The organism is Pseudomonadota bacterium (genome assembly GCA_026388255.1).
GTDB lineage: Bacteria > Desulfobacterota > Syntrophorhabdia > Syntrophorhabdales > Syntrophorhabdaceae > JAPLKB01.
Map to the genome: position 1 here is coordinate 1 of JAPLKC010000121.1, position 17,499 is coordinate 17,499.

Consider the following 17,499-nt stretch of genomic DNA (forward strand, 5'->3'; position numbering starts at 1 on the left):
CTTCCCCAAACAGCCCCCGCCCCGCATGGTGACCAGGACAGATATGGTTACACCGGATGTAGTGAAGACTTTTTAGATGCACTACTTGATATTAAAGGAATTATGATCTATAAACCTCTCGAATCCGCTAAGTCGGGTTAGAGTCAGGGGACGGACGGGCTCTCAGGTTGGCTGCATAGGTTGTAATCTTCCCGATATTCATCTCCTGCTTTAAAACCGTTTGGGTCTGTTTTGGAGAAATGATTTTGTTAAATGCCTCTATGGATTCTTCGTATCTTTCTCTATTCCTGAGTGCATATCCCCTTTCCATAAGTTGTTCTCTGTTCAACAGATCAACGGCAACTAAATACCGGGTCAATTGATCTTTTTGCAGCTTTATAATATCCTTCAAGACACCTTCAATATTTCTTCGTGTCTCCTGAAGTTCTTCAATCTTTTCTTTGTCCTTTAGAGAAAGGATTATGTAAGCGGCTATTGTTTCACGGTCTGTTTTCGCTTGTAATGTAAGATAGAGTTTGTTTCCATACCATCGTTCTGAAATAATTTCCGGTATCACAATGCCGGCAGCACAAAGAGAAAGCTGCGCTTTTGACAATTGATAAGCGTTGTCTGCATTAAAAAATCCGGCCGTTTCATCAAAGATAAGTTTATGTCCCTGTGCTGAGGCAATAATCCTGGACGATTCCCTTGTGTCTATATGAGTTTTTTCGTAAGCAATTTCTTTAGTGATGCTTATTATTTCAGCAGAGGCAGGCGCAAGAAAAACAGCGGTAAGAAAGACGGAAATAATTACTGTTATATATATGGCAAAGTTATTTGATCCCGATCTTCGATAATATCGCATAATTAATTCCAATTACAAGTCAAAGATGAAGTGAATAGTCTTTCTCACACTTGAGGGGGTCTTTTCTTGCCGTATGGAGCCATCGGCACCTGTTGTTGCACATAATCACAGAAAATCTGCAACTCATAGAGGAGCTTTTCAAGGTCTTCTCTTTTATACGTTCCAAGACCCTTCTCAAAAGTTGTCTTCATGAATGTGAGACCTTTAACCTGCCTTTTAACGGATACGGGCTTTGTGTTGCCAGGGTCAGGTTTGACCTTCTTGTATGCGGTAAACATTCTTTCCAGGGCAATATAAGTAACCGGCGTTTTCAAAATGTCGGTGAATATTTTCATACGATCAGGACATTCGAGGTTGGCGGCAAAGAGATATCCTTGCGAAACAGGGATATTCCCTGACCTGATTTCAGTCTGAATTTCAGGAGAAAGTTTTAAAAGTGATATCGTGTTAAACAGCGTCTTTGTTGACTTTCCGGAGATTTCAAGAATTGCCGCAAATGTTGCGGCAATTGCATCAGATACTTCATCAGGCCTTCTATCATAGCTTACTAATTCATTTATAACCCCACTCACATCATATCCCTTATCAGGATGTCGTGCCTGAATAAATGCAAGTATTCCTTTAGCCTGATCTATGGGATTTAAGTCTTCCCTCTGGAGATTTTCCGTCAGTTGAAAGGCAAGTATCTCGTCCTTCTGAGTTACTGCATCCACGATCCGCGCAGGGATTGATGGGAGTCCCAGTTTCTGCGTGGCCAGATAACGTCTTTCTCCACATAACAGCAGGTATTTACCGTCTTTAGATGTTACAAGAACAGGTTCTAAGACGCCTCGGTCTTTAATAGATTCCATAAGGGCCTTGAAGGACTCACTCTCCGTATCTATTCCTGAGCGAATCTGTTCTTCCACAATAATGCCTTCCAGAGGCAGGTACATAAATTCCGGACTTTCAACTGTTTTCTTTGTTGCCATCTTATCCCCCTTTTTATTGTTTCAGTGAATAGTCGTTAGTGAATAGTTAAAGACAAATTCAAAGTCAACTCCTGTCATTCTATTCACTGCTTTTTTACTATTCACTATATACTATTCACTATTCACTGCCTTTTAAAAAACCTTAATTCATAACCCGTAAAATTGTATTATAAATCCCTTGGTGTTGTTCTTTATTGTAAAAATTGGGACTGCAAGTGTCAAGCCCTTTCTTGTTGCAGCGGGCTTTGCCGCCGCGATCTCTGCCCTGGCTGCAAGCAGGCGCGTTCCTCGTAACTCGTCTTTAACACTTCAAGTTTCACGCAGGTTAAAACCTGCTGCTACCGGCTTCGAACTGTGGACCTTCTCTTGTTCTTTGGCCGTAAGCTGTGAACTGTGAACAGATTTCTGCCCCTTGACATTGCCCATCTTATTGTTTTATAAATAAATATATGCAGTTGACCTCTGAAATCAAAACATCTCTTAAGCGCGAATATAATCTTTGTGCAAACGCTGTGGATTTTTATAAAAAAGCTATTAAAGAATTCGAGCAAAAATACCATCTTACAACCCATGCCTTTTTGAAAAGGTTTGAGTCCGGTCAGATGGGAGATGAAACAGATTATTTCGACTGGTATGCATTCGCTCAGCTTCTTGCCCAATGGCAAAAAATCCGGCTTGCCATCCGTTCAACTGTCCGGTGATACGGAAATTTGTTGAAAGCATTGAAAAAACTACTACCTTTAATGCCGCTGTTTTATCATCCAACATACAAAAGCACTTCGGACCTGATAACGATACAGTATATTTAAAAGGCTCTATCCTTTTCATGGACTCATCAACACTTGATATTGCAATTTTTGCTAAAGAGCTACATAAAGGTCTCTCCATTGAAAAATACAGATTCCATTACATGGACAAGCAGGGTCAGATGCTTTTCCGCTATGATAATGCTCCCCATCATCCTGAGTTATCCTCATTTCCAGACCATAAACATATTGAAAACAATACAATTCCGGCAGCGCCGCGTGAATTTAAAGACATCTTCAACGAAATAACCGCAATGATACTCAAGAAATAAGTTGTTTGCACAGGTTAAACCCTGCGGCTACCCACGCTTCACAGCCTTTAAAACCCGTCCATCGTATTTCGTCTTTAACTCTTCACAAATAACGCTTCACGGTCTTTTCCGCTTCGCGCTTCAACCTCCTGTATCTTGTATTTTCTATTGACATACCACCAACTTAGGGCTACATTACTTTTTAATCTTATAGATGGAGGCTTGGCATGAGAAAAATAAAAATCACTGCTGAACTCAGCCCTGCTGAAGAGGGAGGTTATGTAGTTTATTGCCCTGAACTTGACATAACCACTGAAGGTGATACCATTGAAGAGGCCATTTATATGCTTAAAGATGCTGCTGAAGGATATATTAAGGTGGTTGGAATAGAAAACATCCCACATTTTGCCAAGGCGCATCAGACTCACGAACTTGAGCTTGTGATTAATGAGTAAACTCCCGCAGGTTAGTGGCCATGAGATTTGCAAAGTGCTCGAAAAAGAAGGGTATGTTTTTAAAAGACAGACAGGCAGCCATAGCATATACCAGAAACAGTCGGAAGAAGGCACTGTTACCATACTAGTGCCGGTACATTCCAGCAAACCTCTAAAAAAGGGTACTCTCCTGAGCATACTTAAAAAAACCGGACTTTCCAAAGAAAAACTCATATTTCTTATCACCTTGTTCCTGTCCGCCCTCTAACCTCTGTCCTCTGCCCCCTTCGTCTTTGCCATGAACTGTGAACGATTTTTCCTTGCTCCGCAGGTTAAAACCCTCGGCTACCAACGCTTCACGGGTTTCATCACTCAAAACTAAATTCTTTCTCCCGAAACAATTTAAGGCATGCCTCTGCTACCCCGGCATCATAAAGTATGCCTTTGTTCTTTTCTATCTCCTCAAGGGCTGCATCTATGCCTTTAGCAGGTCTGTAAGGACGGTGGGATGCTATGGCCTCTACCACATCTGCAACAGCGAGAATGCGCGCCTCAAGGAGGATTTTATCACCTTTTAAACCTTGGGGATACCCGGAACCATCCATTCGCTCATGGTGCTGAAGGACAATTTCGGCTATAGGATAGGGTAATCCCACATCTTTTAAAATGTTATACCCTGATTGAGCGTGAACCTTAATGAGGCTGAATTCTATGTTTGAAAGTTTGCCTGGTTTACTTAGTATCTCAGCGGGTACCGATATCTTGCCTATGTCATGGATGATACCTGCCATGCGGATATTATCAATGGTATCGTTTGGCAATGCCATCTCTTGCGCAATGTTACGGGCAATGTTTGATACACTCCTCTGGTGACCTGCGGTATAGGGGTCTCGGGTCTCTACCATTAAAGACATGGCCTGGATAGTGCCTATTAAACTTTTCCTCAGTTTCTCAAGCGTCTGTTTCAGTTCTTCTTCAGCTTCTTTACGAATGGTAGTGCTCTCCATGGTACCCACAAAATGATGGATATTCCCATCGTTGTTACGAGCTGCCCGGACATTCATACATACCCAGATTTTACGTCCGTCCTTCCTATAAAATTCTGCTTCAAAGTTCTCTATTACTTCCTGGGTGCGAAGAAGGCGGAGATACTCTTTTCTTAATTCCGGGTTGACATAAAGAGGAGTTCTGATATCAGAAAGTGCCTTTATCAGTTCTTCCTCTGAATCATATCCGTGGGTGTGGACAAGCGCTGGATTGGCGCTTGTTATCCGTCCGTCAGGATCACACTGAAAGATGCCTTCTACGGCATTTTCAAAGATGGAACGATATTTAGCTTCAGCCTGAAGCAGGGCTTCATGCGACCTTTTCTGTTCCGTTACATCATCAACTGTGCAGATCATGCCGTCAAATTCACCGTCTTTTATAAGGGGTATAAACCAGCCCGACTGATGGGTATATCTCCCTGAAGGGGTTAAAACATGCACGGCGTCATAGCGCACAGGTTCAAGCAACACCTTTGCATTGAGATACAGGGGGCCGAAGGCGTTTATTGTCTCTTTCGGGAAATCAGTCCAGAGGTTGAGGCCTTCTATTTTTGCCGGTTCGATGCCTGCTATAACCCCCATTCCCTGGTTGCAGTATCGTATCGTATCGTTCCTGTCTGTCTGCCATACCCCTGTAACAATAGATTCGAGAATGTTCTCATAGTATGCTTTTATTGAAAGAAGCTGAAGTTTTGCTTCCTGTCGCATTGTTATATCTTCCACAATGCCTTCATAATATTGTGTGTTTCCTTTTTCATCACGCACTACCTGTGACGAAACAGAAACCCATACCAATGAGCCGTCCTTTCGGATAAATTGCATTGTGTATCCGAGCAATTTCCCCTTTTCCTCCAGTTCTTTCAATAACCGTTCCCGTTGTTCAGGTTTTGGATGAACCTGCCGTGAAACGTCTGTTACCGAAGATAACAATTCTTCGGGGGAATTATATCCCAACATATGGGCAAACGACGGGTTTGCAGACAGGAGGGCTCCTTCAGGCGTGCTCTGGTATATGCCTTCTACGGCATTTTCAAAGATGGAGCGGTATTTTTGTTCGCTCTCTTTGAGAGCTTCTTCTGTTTGCTTACGTTGCGAGATATCTATTCCAACTCCTGATACAAAATCTGTTTCAGCACTCGACTCACCTTTTGCAAAAACCTCCTTTATCCTCTCTTCGATGAGTTGTCTGCCTTCGCCGGCAAACAAATCAAGAGGACTTATCTTTAACAACTCTTCTGCAGAGTATCCGCTCACCCGCTCGAAATTTTTATTCCATCTTTTAAATTGCAACTGGTCATCATAGCAGTAGAACACACCCGGCATGCTGTCTAATGTTGATTCAGAGAAATTCTTTTCAGCAAGGAGCGCATCCCCGGTCTTCCTGTGTTCTTCGATCTCTTTATCCAATATATCCCGTGAAACAATAGTTTCCCTGAGTTGTTCAGTCATTGCATCAAATGCAAGGGACAACTGACCGATCTCATCAGAGGTTCTGACATCGGTTTTATAATCCAGATTCCCCTTTGCAATAATTTCTGTCCCTTCGTGAAGCTTTTTTAGAGGACGGGCAATGCTCCGTAAAGCAACTGCTATAAGAAAAACAACGAATATCCCCAGAAACCCAAAGGTGATATTGCTATAAAGGTTGTGCCGGGCAAGAGTATGTTGTCTCTCTTCGTGAATTATCTCCCTCAATGTTAATGTTTCAAGATATGTGGAATGCGCATTCACAATCATCTGACTGATAATTCGTTCTCTCAGCTCTTGCTTTTGTGCAATATCAACAGGGGCGCCTTCATCGAGCTTGACCACTTTATTAAAAAGTGCAGTTGAACTATTATAAAAACTTGTTAAATTATCTAAAACAGTCCTTTCGTGCGGCGCAGTAAATTTCTCAGGCATCTTTTTCAGAATAGATGCAATTTCTTCATGTATTAAATAAGACTGATCTCTTGAACGTTCTTCCTTGTAGAGAAAATATTCGTCTCTTACCTGACCTGTTTCAAATATTGCCAGATTCAGCTTGCTGATTAAATTTGCTTTCTCGCTTATAATAGCTTCCTTCTCAGACAAAAATAGATTGAAGAGTATAAGAAAGGTAAAAGCAGCTATGTTAATGATAATAATAATCCGAAGTTTTGTTTTAATTTTCATATGGCGCCTATTTGATAATTGTAACTGCTTTCGGCTTTACTGCCTTCATTGCATCCGGATAGAAATAACCGAGATAATTAGGAACCTTTGTTTTGTCTGTGAACCTGTTTTTTATTGCCCATCGTGCTTCATCTTCCATAGAGATCAACAGTGACCGATCAAGGGAAAGCTGGTAAACAAAATCATCCCATATTGAAACCAAAAAAAATTCTTCCATATTGGTTTTATTGATTATCACGGCAATCGATTCTTTCTTGTTGCTTTTTATGAATTCTATTGCCTTGTCAAGACTCCTGACAATCTTTTTCAGTAATTCCGGATGTTCATTTGCAAATTGTTTCATAGCAATAAGGTTAAAGGTCTCCCTGTACAATCGGGATTCCGGCAACCTTACGACATTGTCGGGTAATGCTTTGTCTGCCTGATATGCATAGGGCTCGAATATCACAATTGCGTCTATTTTGCCGCTTTGGAGCGCTTCCGGCAAATCCTGTGCCGGGATGTCAATGATTTTTACGTCAGATTTGGTAATCCCGTATTCAGATAAATATACATGGCTGAAAAAATGAGCTGCTGTGCTGAAAGGAGTCCCTATCTTTTTACCTTTCAAATCTTCAGGACTTTTTATTCCTTTGTCTTTTCTGCCGAGTACCTTGCAATTATTGTAACTATAGGCAAATGTTGCAATGACAACGAAATCGTTGCGTATAAAGCTATTAAACACAATCGGGATATCTGTAACAGTAGAAAGTTTAACCTCTCCTGCAAACATGCCCTCCATTGCCTTTTTGCCGGATGGGTGAGGTTTTATCGTAACATCAAGCCCTTCGTCTGAAAAATACCTTTTCTCATTAGCGATGAAAATGGGCACAGATAGCATTCCAGATCCAACGCCAATCGTCACCTTTTCATTTGGGCCGCTTGGGCCGGCAGATTTTTCCGTTTTCTGGCAGGATATGAAAAAAACTGCAAATGCTAAAAAAAAGGTTATTCCGAAAATAGTTCCTGATACTATTTTATGTTTTATTCTCATCATCGCAATCTATCCCTTACAAAATAAAAATTAATACAATATAGAAACTAAGCAAATCATGGTCCCGTTGGTTCAAATTTAAACTCTTTCTCCCTGAACAATTTGATGCACACATCCACCACCCCCGCATCATATAGGTTGCCCTTGTTCTTTTCTATTTCTTCAAGGGCAACCTCGACTCCCAGTGCAGGGCGGTATGGACGGTGGGAGGCGATGGCTTCAACCACATCAGCCACAGAGATGATCTGTGACTCCAGGAGTATCTGTCCGTTTTTGAGACCTTGCGGATAGCCTGAACCGTCTAATCTTTCATGGTGCTGGAGAACTATCTCTGCTATGGGATAAGGCAATTCCACATCTTTCAATATGTCATATCCTGATTGAGAGTGAACTTTTATAAGGCTCATTTCAATATCCAATAATTTACCGGGTTTTACTAATATCTCGGCCGGTACTGATATTTTCCCGATATCATGGATGAGACCTGCCATACGGATTTTATCGATGTCATCGCTTGATAGATCCATCTCCTGTGCTATTACCATTGCAAGATCAGATACCCTTCTCTGGTGACCTGCGGTATAGGGGTCTCTTGTTTCCACTGTTAACGACATTGCCCGTATGGTACCTGCTAAGGATTTTCTCAGCTTTATGGCAGTCTGCTGCAACACTTCTTCGGCAAGTTTACGAGAGGTAATGTCACGGTTGCTGCCGCGTATTCCCTTAAACACACCAGTCTCATCATATATTGCTTGGCAGGCATGGCCTATCCATCGTTCAGTGCCATCGGACCGGATGATAAGAAATTCTATTTCATCAATATGGTCAGCCTGACACACACTTTTCTTGTGAAAAATAAAATCAGGTCGATGATCCGGATAAATAATCCGGTCAAGTAAGCCCGGATCAGCCAGAAACTTTTCAGCTTTGTACCCCGTAATACGTTCACAAGAAGGAGAACAATAGACAAAATGGTCCTGGCGGTCAAGCCAGTATTCCCAGTCATAAGTGTTGTCCGCAACAATACGGTATTTTTCTTCACTCTCTCTCAGAGCTTTTTCTGCCAGTTTATGCTCGGTAATATCCCTGAAAATTCCCTGGATTAATCTTTTTCCTCTGTATTCTATAACTGTTCCAGTTATATCAACGGGAACTATTTTGCCGTCTTTTCTTAATACTCTGGTATCAATTAATGAGCCTATTTTCTGTTCCGCTATCTCCCTGAAAGTATACATTGTTTTCCCAAGTTCTTCCTTTGGGTGAATTTGCGAAATTTTTAGGCCCAGTAGCTCTTCCTCTGTGTAGCCCAATAGTTCCTCTGCTTTTTTATTTGCTTCGAGAATATTCCCCTCGGGGTCAGCAATTAATATCGCATCAGGTGCATACTCCATCAAGGCACGGTATTTTTGTTCACTGCTAAGGAGCGCCTCCTCTATAAGCTTGCGTTCGGTAATGTCCTCCGATATACCCAGAAGATATTGTGCCTTTCCTCCCATTTCAATAATAGGTATTTTCTTTGTATGGAGTATTCTCTCTCCCAGTAGCTTTGTCTGAATGGGCTCCTCGGGAATATCAACCAATTGCTTTTTTTCGATGACTTCCCTGTCCTTTTCGGTAAAGAAATTCGCCTGATTTTCAGGGAAAAAGTCGTAGTCATTCTTACCTATCAAATATTGTCTGTTCATTCCCAGCAGTTTTTCTCCCGCCTTATTGAATTTCACAAAATTTAGGGTTTCCGCCTCTTTCACAAAAAGCATATCCGGAATGTTCTCGATGATGCTGTCAAGAAACCCCTCATTCCTTTCCAAAGCCTCTTCATTTGCCTTCAGCTTTTGATTCACAATTTCAAGATCAGACATTTTCTTCTCGAGTTTCTTGAAAAGGATTTCATTATGACGCCTGAAGAACTCCATTTCTTCACCAAGAGGCTTCGCTGCTGCTGGTTTTGCCGCATATTTTTCTTCAAATAATTCTGCCAGTATATGCATCAGTATTTCCGGCTCTTGAGGTTTGAGAATAAATCTGTCCGCGCCAAGACTCAATGCAAACTTCTCATCCTTTGGTTCGGTGTAAGTGGCCGTATAAAATATAAAGGGTATATGTTTGAGCTGCTCGTCCTCTTTCCATTTCCGGCAAAGTATGAATCCATCCATAACCGGCATCAGGATATCGCTTATAATCAGATCAGGGGGCATTTTGATGGCTGATTCCAGCGCTTCTGAACCGTTCGTAGCCGTCATTACGCCATAACCGTTTCCTTTAAGTGTGATCTCAAGGAAATAAAGGTTTTCTGTATTATCATCGACAATTAGAACTGTTTTCATTACAGGTTATCTCCTTAAGCCTTTATAAGGTGTTGTTCAACTTGTTGTATGAAGGTATCAGGGTTAATCGGCTTTTCGATATACCCGTTGCACCCTGCTTCAATTGTCTTCTCCCGGTCTCCTGTCATAGCATAGGATGTTACCGCTATAATGGGAATCTGCGCAAGGTCAGGGTTTGCTCTAAGGTGTCTGGCAACGGCATATCCATCCATGACAGGAAGCTGAATATCGAGAAGGATAAGCTCCGGCATTATTGAAACAGCCATGTTGATTCCTTCCTGTCCGTCCTGAGCCGCAAAAACCTCATAACCATGTTTTTCCAGGATAAAGGTTACGAGATAAAGATTCTGCTCGTTATCCTCGATGACTAAGATTTTTTTCTTCATTAGAAACTCCTTATGTTATTGCTAAGGCAACTTTTATCTACCCAATATTTCCCTTACTTTGAGCAATAGCTCCTTTGGTAATAAGGGTTTCGGGATGAAGTCAACCGAATCATCGTGAATCCCTTTATTAATTACCATGTCATTCATATATCCGCCGGTAAAACCGGCAGCGTAAAAGTGAACACACTGCCCTTCCCATACTCACTTTCAACCCATATGTCTCCGCCCAGAATGTTAACAAGTTTCTTGCATATTGAGAGACCCAATCCTGTCCCTTCGTATTTACGGGTTAAACCTATATCAATCTGGGAAAAAGGCTTAAAAAGCTTGTCAATGTCTTCGTTACAAATACCAATGCCGGTATCCTTTACACGGACAATAACGATCCCCGGACCGGTTGAACAGGTTGCTGTCACGCTACCCTTTTCGGTAAACTTTATGGCATTGCTTAAAAGATTTAGAAACACCTGCTCTACCCGACGCATATCACTTCTAATCATACCAATATCCGGGGCAATGTCAACAATCAGATCAAGGCCTTTTTTCTCGGCAAGAGGTCGGATAACCTGCTCAACCTTTTTGACAGATGCCGGCAGGTCAAATTCTTCAAGCTCGACTTGAAGCTGTCCGGCCTCTATTTTTGAAATATCGAGCACACCGCTGATGAGTGACAGGAGATGATTTGCGCTGGTGTGCACCATGCCCATTTGTTTCTTCTGTTCCTCATTGAGTTGCCCGACAAGCCCTTGTAAAAGAATGCCTGTAAAACCGATAATGGAGTTCAAGGGCGTGCGGAGTTCATGGGACATGGTGGCGAGAAAGGCGGATTTCAGCCGGTCTGCTGCCTTAGCTTCTTCCATGGCCTCTGCCAGTTCTGCAGTACGTTCGATGATACGCTGTTCCATTTCCTGATTGATCTGCCGTAGTTCATGGGTGCGCGCATTTACCTGACGCTTCAAAATAATGCTTCCCCCAATGCTCATAATAAGAACAATGCCTGAAGCAAGGCCGAAGATTTGTACCCACACCGGCAACTTAAAACCGACCTCTTCGGAAGTCCATTGTTTCATCGAGCGATAGTAAATTGATTTAGGGTCTTTTTTCATGTCCCGCAGATGGTTGTCAATAGTGTTCAATAATTCTTCATGAGTGCCTTTAGCTGTCGCAAAAAAGATGGCAGATGGCTCGAAAACAACCGCCGTATCTTCAAGCCCATACTTTTTTGCATGCATTGCTCCGTAGAGTTGGTTAGTGATGGCAGCATCGGCTTCTTTTTTGGCAACAATCTCAAAGGCTGTTTTGTAATCCGATACCGGAATGAGTGTTATGTTCAACCTGAAACCCTCGGCGTACCGGATAAAAGCTTCCTGCTGAATTGATTTCTCCAGAATGGCGATTCGCTTTCCATTAAGGTCTAATATCGATTGAATTCCACTACCCTTGGGTGCATAGGCCTGAAACCATGCTGTCAGGACCTGTATCTTGTGAAAAGAGAATCTTTTCCCCCGTTCCGGTGTATATGCCACATCAGGCATGAGATCAATTTCCCCTTTTGCCAGGCGATCCAGTCCTTGCGCCCATGTGCCTGCTACATATTTCAAATTCCAGCCTTCGCTTTTCGCAATAAATTCGATAATATCAATAAAGATGCCTGAAGGCCGTCCGTTGTCGGAGGTGAAGACCTTAGGCGTATTTTCATAGACGCCTACAGTCACGATCTGGTTATCAGCCCGCGCAGATGGAAGACCAAGGCATAGAAAAAACAACAGGATTATGAACAGTCGCAAAAGTTGAACCAAATTGACGAGTCTATGTGCTTTGCAAATGCTGTTTTTGTGTGCCAATATATTGTTCATAATCAATATTTTATTGTAACCTGAAATCCAACGAGCTGTCTTGAAAATTCCCATTGGTGGTTTATTTTTGAAAAATCAATTCGATAATAGGGGCCCATGGAAAAATGGCTGTCAATATCCTTTATAATACCGAATTTTATTCTGTTAAGCGTAACATCCCTGTCGTGGTTTTCGTAGAACATCTCCCATCCGATATAAGGCTTGAGAAATATATCAGGGCGAGATATTTCCAGAGTGTTTTTTATTCTGTAATCATTCCAGTCCGGCGTTATTCTGTATTCATAGCGAATCTGATTTGAAATTTTGAAACCGGAAATGGCAAATAATGTGTTCATATTTATGCTGGGTTTCTGTTCGAGCAGCCAGTGGTTATCATCATCTTTTGAATATCCCTGCTGATAGTAAAGAAGAAACGAAAGCCACTTTAATGATGTCTGATATTGCAGACCTGTGCCAAGTTCGATATAGTCATAATTCGACATATCCTTATCAGCCTGTATAAATACATAGGATGTTGATAGAAATCGCTCATTGATTGTGTAGTTAAAATTAAGATCAGTACGGAGGGAATTGTCGTGATCGGCATGAAGGCATGGAGTGGCAAAATAAAGAAACAACAACATTAGAATAACTTTAATATTATACCGTACAAGGTTTCCAATACGTTTCATAACCTTCTTTCACTCTAAAATCCTTTTATTCAAACTTAAATCCCTTCTCCCTGAAGAGTTTCAAGCACACATTAACTGCTTCCATGTCATAGAGTATTCCAGCATTTTTCTTTATCTCCTCCAGAGCGTTATCAATCCCCCGTGCCGGTCTGTATGGACGGTGGGAGGAGATGGCTTCAACCACATCGGCTATGCAGATAATCCGGGATTCGAGAAAAATCTGGCTGTTTTTGAGGCATTGCGGATAACCTGAACCGTCTAATCTTTCATGGTGCTGGAGGACTATCTCTGCTATGGGATAAGGCAATTCAACATCTTTCAATATGTCATATCCTGATCGGGAGTGAATCTTAATTAGTTCCATTTCTATGTGCGTTAATATGCCGGGCTTGCTTAAGATTTCAGCGGGAACCGATATCTTGCCAATGTCATGGATGACGCCTGCTATAAAGATATTCTCTATTGCATTCTTTGATAGACCCATCTCTTTGGCTATTTCACGGGCAAGGCTTGCAACCCTTCTCTGGTGACCTGCAGTGTAGGGGTCGCGTGTCTCAACAATCATGGATATTGCTTTTATGGTGCCTAATAAGGATTTTTGGAGCTTATCCGCGGTTTCTTTTAATATTTCATCGGCTGCTTTACGACCGGTTATATCTTCTACCGTACCCTCATAATGGAGTATTTTGCCTGTCGAGTCCCGAACAGCACGGGCATTAACTGAAACCCAGAATTTACTTCCGTCTTTGCGATAGTGCTGTCTTTCAAGGCTTTGGATAATACCCTGTTCCCCAAGAGCCTTTTTATACCTTATCCTGTCTTCAGGGTTCACATACAGTCGCTTGCCGATATCGTCAATATCCGATACCATCTCTTCCGGCGATGCAAACCCGAACATCCTTGCCAATGAAGGATTTACTGTTATAAGTTTTCCTTCCGGTGTACTCTGAAAGATGCCCTCTACGGCATTCACAAAGATGCTGCGATATTTTTGCTCGTTCTCGGCAAGTAATTTATAGGCTGCGTCAAGCTCAGTCACCTTTTGTTCAAGCTTTTGAATGATGCGCTCATTGTATTCCCTTAGGTATGGCACCTCCTCTTTGAATATTGGGATCTTCGAAGGTATAATCCCTTTTTCGTATTCGTAAAGAACTTCCTTGACAATGGACATAAACGATACAGGTTCGATGGGTTTTTGTATGAATCTGTCAGCTCCGAGACTCTGGGCAAATTCTTCATCCTTTTTATCCGTATAAGAAGCTGTGTAGAAGACAAAGGGGATATCTTTCAATCCGGAATCAGACTTGCATTCTCTGCAAAAATGGAAACCGTCCATTTTCGGCATCAGGATATCGGATATAATGAGATGAAAGGTATCCTTCCTCAGGTATTCAAGTGCCTCCAGACCATTCCCCGCACAGGTGACAACGCACTTTTCACCTTTGAGTATAACCTCTAACAGATACTGGTTCTGTTCTTCGTCATCAACGACAAGAACATGCTTATTAACACAAATCTCATCGGGATACTGGCCCATTTTTCCTCCCTCACATATTCAAAATCACGGTAAAGGTGCTGCCCATGCCTACTTCACTGTGCACCTGAATTTGCCCGTTCATCATTTCAACCAACTTTTTTGTTATTGAAAGACCAAGACCTGTGCCTTCCTGCTTTTTTGCGATTCCAATGTCGGTTTGTTGAAACGGCTTGAAGATTTTCTCCATGTCTTCAGGTTCGATGCCGATGCCCGTATCTTTTACGTCGATTAAAATCCGGGACGCATCCTTTCGACAGGAAATTATGATTCCCCCTTTTTCCGTGAATTTAATGCCGTTATTGATGAGATTGATGAGAGCCTGTTCTACCCGTCGCTGATCGCCGACAAATTCATTGATTGCCTCGTCAATGTATGTGGAAAGGGTAAGATCCTTTTTCACGGCAAGAGGTGTCACAATGTCAATAATGTTTTCTATAGACTTTCGCAAATCGAAGGGTTCGGATTGAAGCTCTAACTGACCTGCCTCAATTTTAGAAATATCGAGAACATCGTTGATAAGATTGAGGAGATGCTTGGAGCTTTTTTGAACCATCCCAAGCTGTTTTCCCTGTTCTTCATTGAGAGGACCTGCAATCCCTTGCAGCATAATGCCTGTAAAACCTATAATAGAATTAAGAGGAGTGCGCAGTTCATGGGACATAGTGGCAAGAAAGGCCGATTTCAACCGGTCTGCCCCCTCTGCTGCTTCCTTCGCTTTCTCAAGTTCCTGCGTCCTGTCTCGAACAAGGTCTTCTAAATGAAGGCGGTATTGATCCAACTCATCCTCTGCCAGCTTGCGTTTGGTGATATCTTCCGAAGTAGTTTCATAGTAAAGCACTGCGCCTGAATCATCGCGTATAACTCGCGCGTTCATGGAGGCCCATATTTTTCTTCTTTCTTTCGTGTAATGCTCTGCTTCGAAACCTTCAACAAATCCGTTGCTTTCTAATGTTTCTTTAAACCGCTCCCGGTCTTCAGGATGAACATATACATTATGAGCCATATCTGTAACCGACTGCATCATCTCTTCCTGTGATTTATAACCATACATCCTGGCTCCGGCAGGGTTGACACTCAGATAATGACCATCAGTAGTGGTTCGGAAAATTCCCATAATTGAATTTTCAAAGATACTACGGTATTTCTCCTCGCTTTGGCGGAGCGCCTCTTCCGCATCAATTCTCTCCCTGACTTCCTGGCGCAGAACGCTGTTAATTCGAATGAGTTGAAAAAATAGAATGGAAAAAATCGAGCTGATTATGCATCCAAAAAGAAAATACAAGGACCTTAGCGGATTGAATACAGGCCATCCCTTAGCGGGTAGCGCAGCTATCTGCCAGCTCCCTGAAGGCAGGGTAATATACATAAGCACAGGGTCCATCGTGAATATCCTGTTGTCGCCCCAGAATGTCTCACCTGTTGCGCCAAGACCATCCTTCCCTCGAAGGGCAAAACGTATGTTCTGGTTTGCCCTGTTGGCAAGCCCGGTGCTCCTGATTAATGTATCAAAATCAATAACCGTTGAGGCTATACCCCAGTAGCGCGGCTCACCATTGGAAGCCGGAGAATCTCTCATATATATCGGGGTGCGGCTGATAATACCCACCCCGCCCTGTACAAGGTTGACCGGCCCTGCAACGACTGTTGTTTTCTCCTGAATCACCCTTAATACAGCTTCACGTTGATCGGGAGTCTTAAGATAATCCAAGCCGAGGGCACGTTCATTTCCTTTTATCGGGTACACAAATCGAATGATATTGCCGGGGGCAAGGGCTATATTTCTAATTCTGGGTTCATTGGTCACGATTTCCTGTGCCATAGACGCAAACTGGGCTTCTGAAATTCCGTGCTGGATTTTCACAAGACTGACAAGCCCTTGGGAAAGATGGATGATGGAGTCAACCTGTCGACTGATTTCCCCTCGTGCCTTGTCCAATCTTGCTGTAATTGCTGTGCGCTCATGACTGACATCAGCTCTGTGATGTAACAATGCAAACCAATAAGCAAGTGCCAGCCCGGCGAGAAATATTAACAGAGAAAGCGCGACAACTGTACTTCTTTTTTTAAAATGAATAATCCGGACTCCCGCTTTTGCGGAAATAACAGAAGGAATATTTTCATCTTTCCACATTTTCACTTTTCCACCTTTCATTCAAACGTAAACCCTTTCTCTCTGAACAGTTTAAGACACGCCTCCACTATCTTCGAATCATAAAGAATACCTTTGTTTTTTTCAATCTCTTCAAGGGCTGCATCTATGCCTTTAGCAGGTCTGTAGGGACGGTGGGATGCTATTGCCTCTACCACATCTGCGACAGAGATAATCTTAGCCTCGAGGAGGATCTGGTCACCTTTGAGACCCTGCGGATAGCCTGAACCGTCCATGCGCTCATGGTGCTGAAGGACTATCTCTGCAATAGGATAGGGCAATTCAACATCTTTTAATATGTCATATCCTGATTGGGAGTGAATCTTAATGAGGTCCATTTCTAAGTGTGTTAATATGCCGGGCTTACTTAAAATTTCAGCAGGTACTGATATCTTGCCTATGTCATGGATAATACCGGCCATACGGATATTATCGACTGTATCTTTCGGGAGTCCCATATCCTGCGCGACTACCGTCGCAAGGTTTGATACCTTCCTCTGATGACCTGCAGTGTAGGGATCACGTGTCTCAACTATCATGGATATTGCCCTTATAGTTCCCAATAAGGATTTTCTGAGTTTTTCCGTGTTTTCTTTTAATACTTCATCGGCTGTTTTACGGCTGGTTATATCTTCTACCGTTCCCTCATAAAGGAGCACTTTGCCTGTCGAGTCCCGAACAGCACGGGCATTAACTGAAACCCAGAATTTACTTCCGTCTTTGTGATAGTGTTGTCTTTCAAAACCTTGAATAATACCCTGTTCCTCAAGAGCCTTTTTATACCTCAACCTGTCTTCAGGGTTCACATATAGTCGCTTACCGACATCGTCAATACCCGATATCATCTCTTCCGGCGATGCAAACCCGAACATTATTACCATTGCAGGATTGACTGTTATAAGTTTTCCATCCGGCCTGGTCTGGAAGATGCCCTCTACAGAGTTTTCAAATATAGAGCGGTATCTTTGTTCACTTACCATCATAGCTTCCTCCGCCCGCTTGCGCTCGGTAATATCCCGGATCGTTCCCTGGAACCC

17 protein-coding genes are annotated in these 17,499 nt (G+C 42.5%); 5 read left to right on the forward strand and 12 right to left on the reverse strand.

What is annotated here, in order from left to right:
* Positions 1-127 precede the first annotated feature (127 nt).
* Together NT178_17350 and NT178_17355 are read right to left on the reverse strand one after the other, a co-directional pair.
* Positions 128-844 (reverse strand): hypothetical protein, encoded by a 717-nt coding sequence (locus NT178_17350; protein ID MCX5814288.1) that lies wholly within the window; start codon positions 842-844, stop codon positions 128-130.
* Between the two features lie 44 nt (positions 845-888).
* A complete protein-coding gene (locus tag NT178_17355) occupies positions 889-1,815 on the reverse strand; it encodes a ParB/RepB/Spo0J family partition protein (GenBank protein ID MCX5814289.1) in 927 nt (308 codons plus the stop codon).
* Between the two features lie 512 nt (positions 1,816-2,327).
* Between NT178_17355 and NT178_17360 the strand changes: the two genes are divergently transcribed.
* The 4 genes from NT178_17360 (at position 2,328) to NT178_17375 (ending at position 3,574) form a co-directional block, all read left to right on the forward strand.
* A complete protein-coding gene (locus tag NT178_17360; GenBank protein ID MCX5814290.1) occupies positions 2,328-2,516 on the forward strand; it encodes a hypothetical protein in 189 nt (62 codons plus the stop codon).
* On the forward strand, positions 2,513-2,893 hold the full coding sequence (locus NT178_17365; protein MCX5814291.1) for a DUF6516 family protein: 381 nt from the start codon (positions 2,513-2,515) through the stop codon (positions 2,891-2,893). Before NT178_17360 ends, NT178_17365 begins: the two co-directional genes overlap by 4 nt.
* Positions 2,894-3,099: 206 nt before the next feature.
* A complete protein-coding gene (locus NT178_17370) occupies positions 3,100-3,327 on the forward strand; it encodes a type II toxin-antitoxin system HicB family antitoxin (GenBank protein ID MCX5814292.1) in 228 nt (75 codons plus the stop codon).
* Positions 3,320-3,574 (forward strand): type II toxin-antitoxin system HicA family toxin, encoded by a 255-nt coding sequence (locus tag NT178_17375; protein ID MCX5814293.1) that lies wholly within the window; start codon positions 3,320-3,322, stop codon positions 3,572-3,574. Before NT178_17370 ends, NT178_17375 begins: the two co-directional genes overlap by 8 nt.
* On the opposite strand, the gene NT178_17380 is transcribed toward NT178_17375, so the two are convergent.
* Genes NT178_17380 through NT178_17390 form a run of 3 tightly spaced genes read right to left on the reverse strand, consistent with a single transcriptional unit; the run spans position 3,479 to position 7,377 of the window.
* Entirely contained in the window at positions 3,479-3,682 is a 204-nt protein-coding gene (locus tag NT178_17380; protein MCX5814294.1) for a hypothetical protein, read from the reverse strand. The genes NT178_17375 and NT178_17380 overlap by 96 nt on opposite strands.
* Entirely contained in the window at positions 3,675-6,506 is a 2,832-nt protein-coding gene (locus tag NT178_17385) for a PAS domain S-box protein (GenBank protein ID MCX5814295.1), read from the reverse strand. Before NT178_17385 ends, NT178_17380 begins: the two co-directional genes overlap by 8 nt.
* A gap of 7 nt (positions 6,507-6,513) precedes the next feature.
* Complete coding sequence (locus NT178_17390; GenBank protein MCX5814296.1) at positions 6,514-7,377, reverse strand: NrtA/SsuA/CpmA family ABC transporter substrate-binding protein; 864 nt, start codon at positions 7,375-7,377, stop codon at positions 6,514-6,516.
* Here NT178_17390 and NT178_17395 point away from each other — a divergent pair.
* A complete protein-coding gene (locus tag NT178_17395; GenBank protein MCX5814297.1) occupies positions 7,370-7,573 on the forward strand; it encodes a hypothetical protein in 204 nt (67 codons plus the stop codon). The two genes, NT178_17390 and NT178_17395, sit on opposite strands and share 8 nt — an antisense overlap.
* A gap of 22 nt (positions 7,574-7,595) precedes the next feature.
* On the opposite strand, the gene NT178_17400 is transcribed toward NT178_17395, so the two are convergent.
* The 7 genes from NT178_17400 to NT178_17430 all read right to left on the reverse strand — a co-directional run.
* Positions 7,596-9,863 (reverse strand): PAS domain S-box protein, encoded by a 2,268-nt coding sequence (locus NT178_17400; GenBank protein ID MCX5814298.1) that lies wholly within the window; start codon positions 9,861-9,863, stop codon positions 7,596-7,598.
* Positions 9,864-9,877: 14 nt separating this feature from the next.
* Positions 9,878-10,249 (reverse strand): response regulator, encoded by a 372-nt coding sequence (locus NT178_17405; GenBank protein MCX5814299.1) that lies wholly within the window; start codon positions 10,247-10,249, stop codon positions 9,878-9,880.
* A gap of 143 nt (positions 10,250-10,392) precedes the next feature.
* The gene (locus tag NT178_17410) at positions 10,393-12,036 is read right to left on the reverse strand and encodes an ATP-binding protein (GenBank protein MCX5814300.1); all 1,644 of its coding nucleotides are present in this window, start codon (positions 12,034-12,036) and stop codon (positions 10,393-10,395) included.
* Between the two features lie 71 nt (positions 12,037-12,107).
* The gene (locus tag NT178_17415) at positions 12,108-12,776 is read right to left on the reverse strand and encodes a DUF2490 domain-containing protein (protein ID MCX5814301.1); all 669 of its coding nucleotides are present in this window, start codon (positions 12,774-12,776) and stop codon (positions 12,108-12,110) included.
* A gap of 25 nt (positions 12,777-12,801) precedes the next feature.
* The gene (locus NT178_17420; protein ID MCX5814302.1) at positions 12,802-14,313 is read right to left on the reverse strand and encodes a response regulator; all 1,512 of its coding nucleotides are present in this window, start codon (positions 14,311-14,313) and stop codon (positions 12,802-12,804) included.
* Between the two features lie 10 nt (positions 14,314-14,323).
* Positions 14,324-16,444, reverse strand: a complete 2,121-nt coding sequence (locus NT178_17425) for an ATP-binding protein (GenBank protein ID MCX5814303.1) — start codon at positions 16,442-16,444, stop codon at positions 14,324-14,326.
* Between the two features lie 17 nt (positions 16,445-16,461).
* Positions 16,462-17,499: PAS domain S-box protein (locus tag NT178_17430; protein ID MCX5814304.1), on the reverse strand; the 1,038-nt coding region annotated here is incomplete at its 5' end.

Coding starts and splice junctions, on each gene's coding strand:
- NT178_17415 (MCX5814301.1), bottom strand. CDS start 12,776: ATGAAACGTATTGGAAACCTTGTACGGTATAATATTAAAGTTATTCTA.
- NT178_17420 (MCX5814302.1), bottom strand. CDS start 14,313: ATGGGCCAGTATCCCGATGAGATTTGTGTTAATAAGCATGTTCTTGTC.
- NT178_17400 (MCX5814298.1), bottom strand. CDS start 9,863: ATGAAAACAGTTCTAATTGTCGATGATAATACAGAAAACCTTTATTTC.
- NT178_17385 (MCX5814295.1), bottom strand. CDS start 6,506: ATGAAAATTAAAACAAAACTTCGGATTATTATTATCATTAACATAGCT.
- NT178_17370 (MCX5814292.1), top strand. CDS start 3,100: ATGAGAAAAATAAAAATCACTGCTGAACTCAGCCCTGCTGAAGAGGGA.
- NT178_17355 (MCX5814289.1), bottom strand. CDS start 1,815: ATGGCAACAAAGAAAACAGTTGAAAGTCCGGAATTTATGTACCTGCCT.
- NT178_17395 (MCX5814297.1), top strand. CDS start 7,370: ATGGGCACAGATAGCATTCCAGATCCAACGCCAATCGTCACCTTTTCA.
- NT178_17375 (MCX5814293.1), top strand. CDS start 3,320: ATGAGTAAACTCCCGCAGGTTAGTGGCCATGAGATTTGCAAAGTGCTC.
- NT178_17405 (MCX5814299.1), bottom strand. CDS start 10,249: ATGAAGAAAAAAATCTTAGTCATCGAGGATAACGAGCAGAATCTTTAT.
- NT178_17350 (MCX5814288.1), bottom strand. CDS start 844: ATGCGATATTATCGAAGATCGGGATCAAATAACTTTGCCATATATATA.
- NT178_17425 (MCX5814303.1), bottom strand. CDS start 16,444: ATGTGGAAAGATGAAAATATTCCTTCTGTTATTTCCGCAAAAGCGGGA.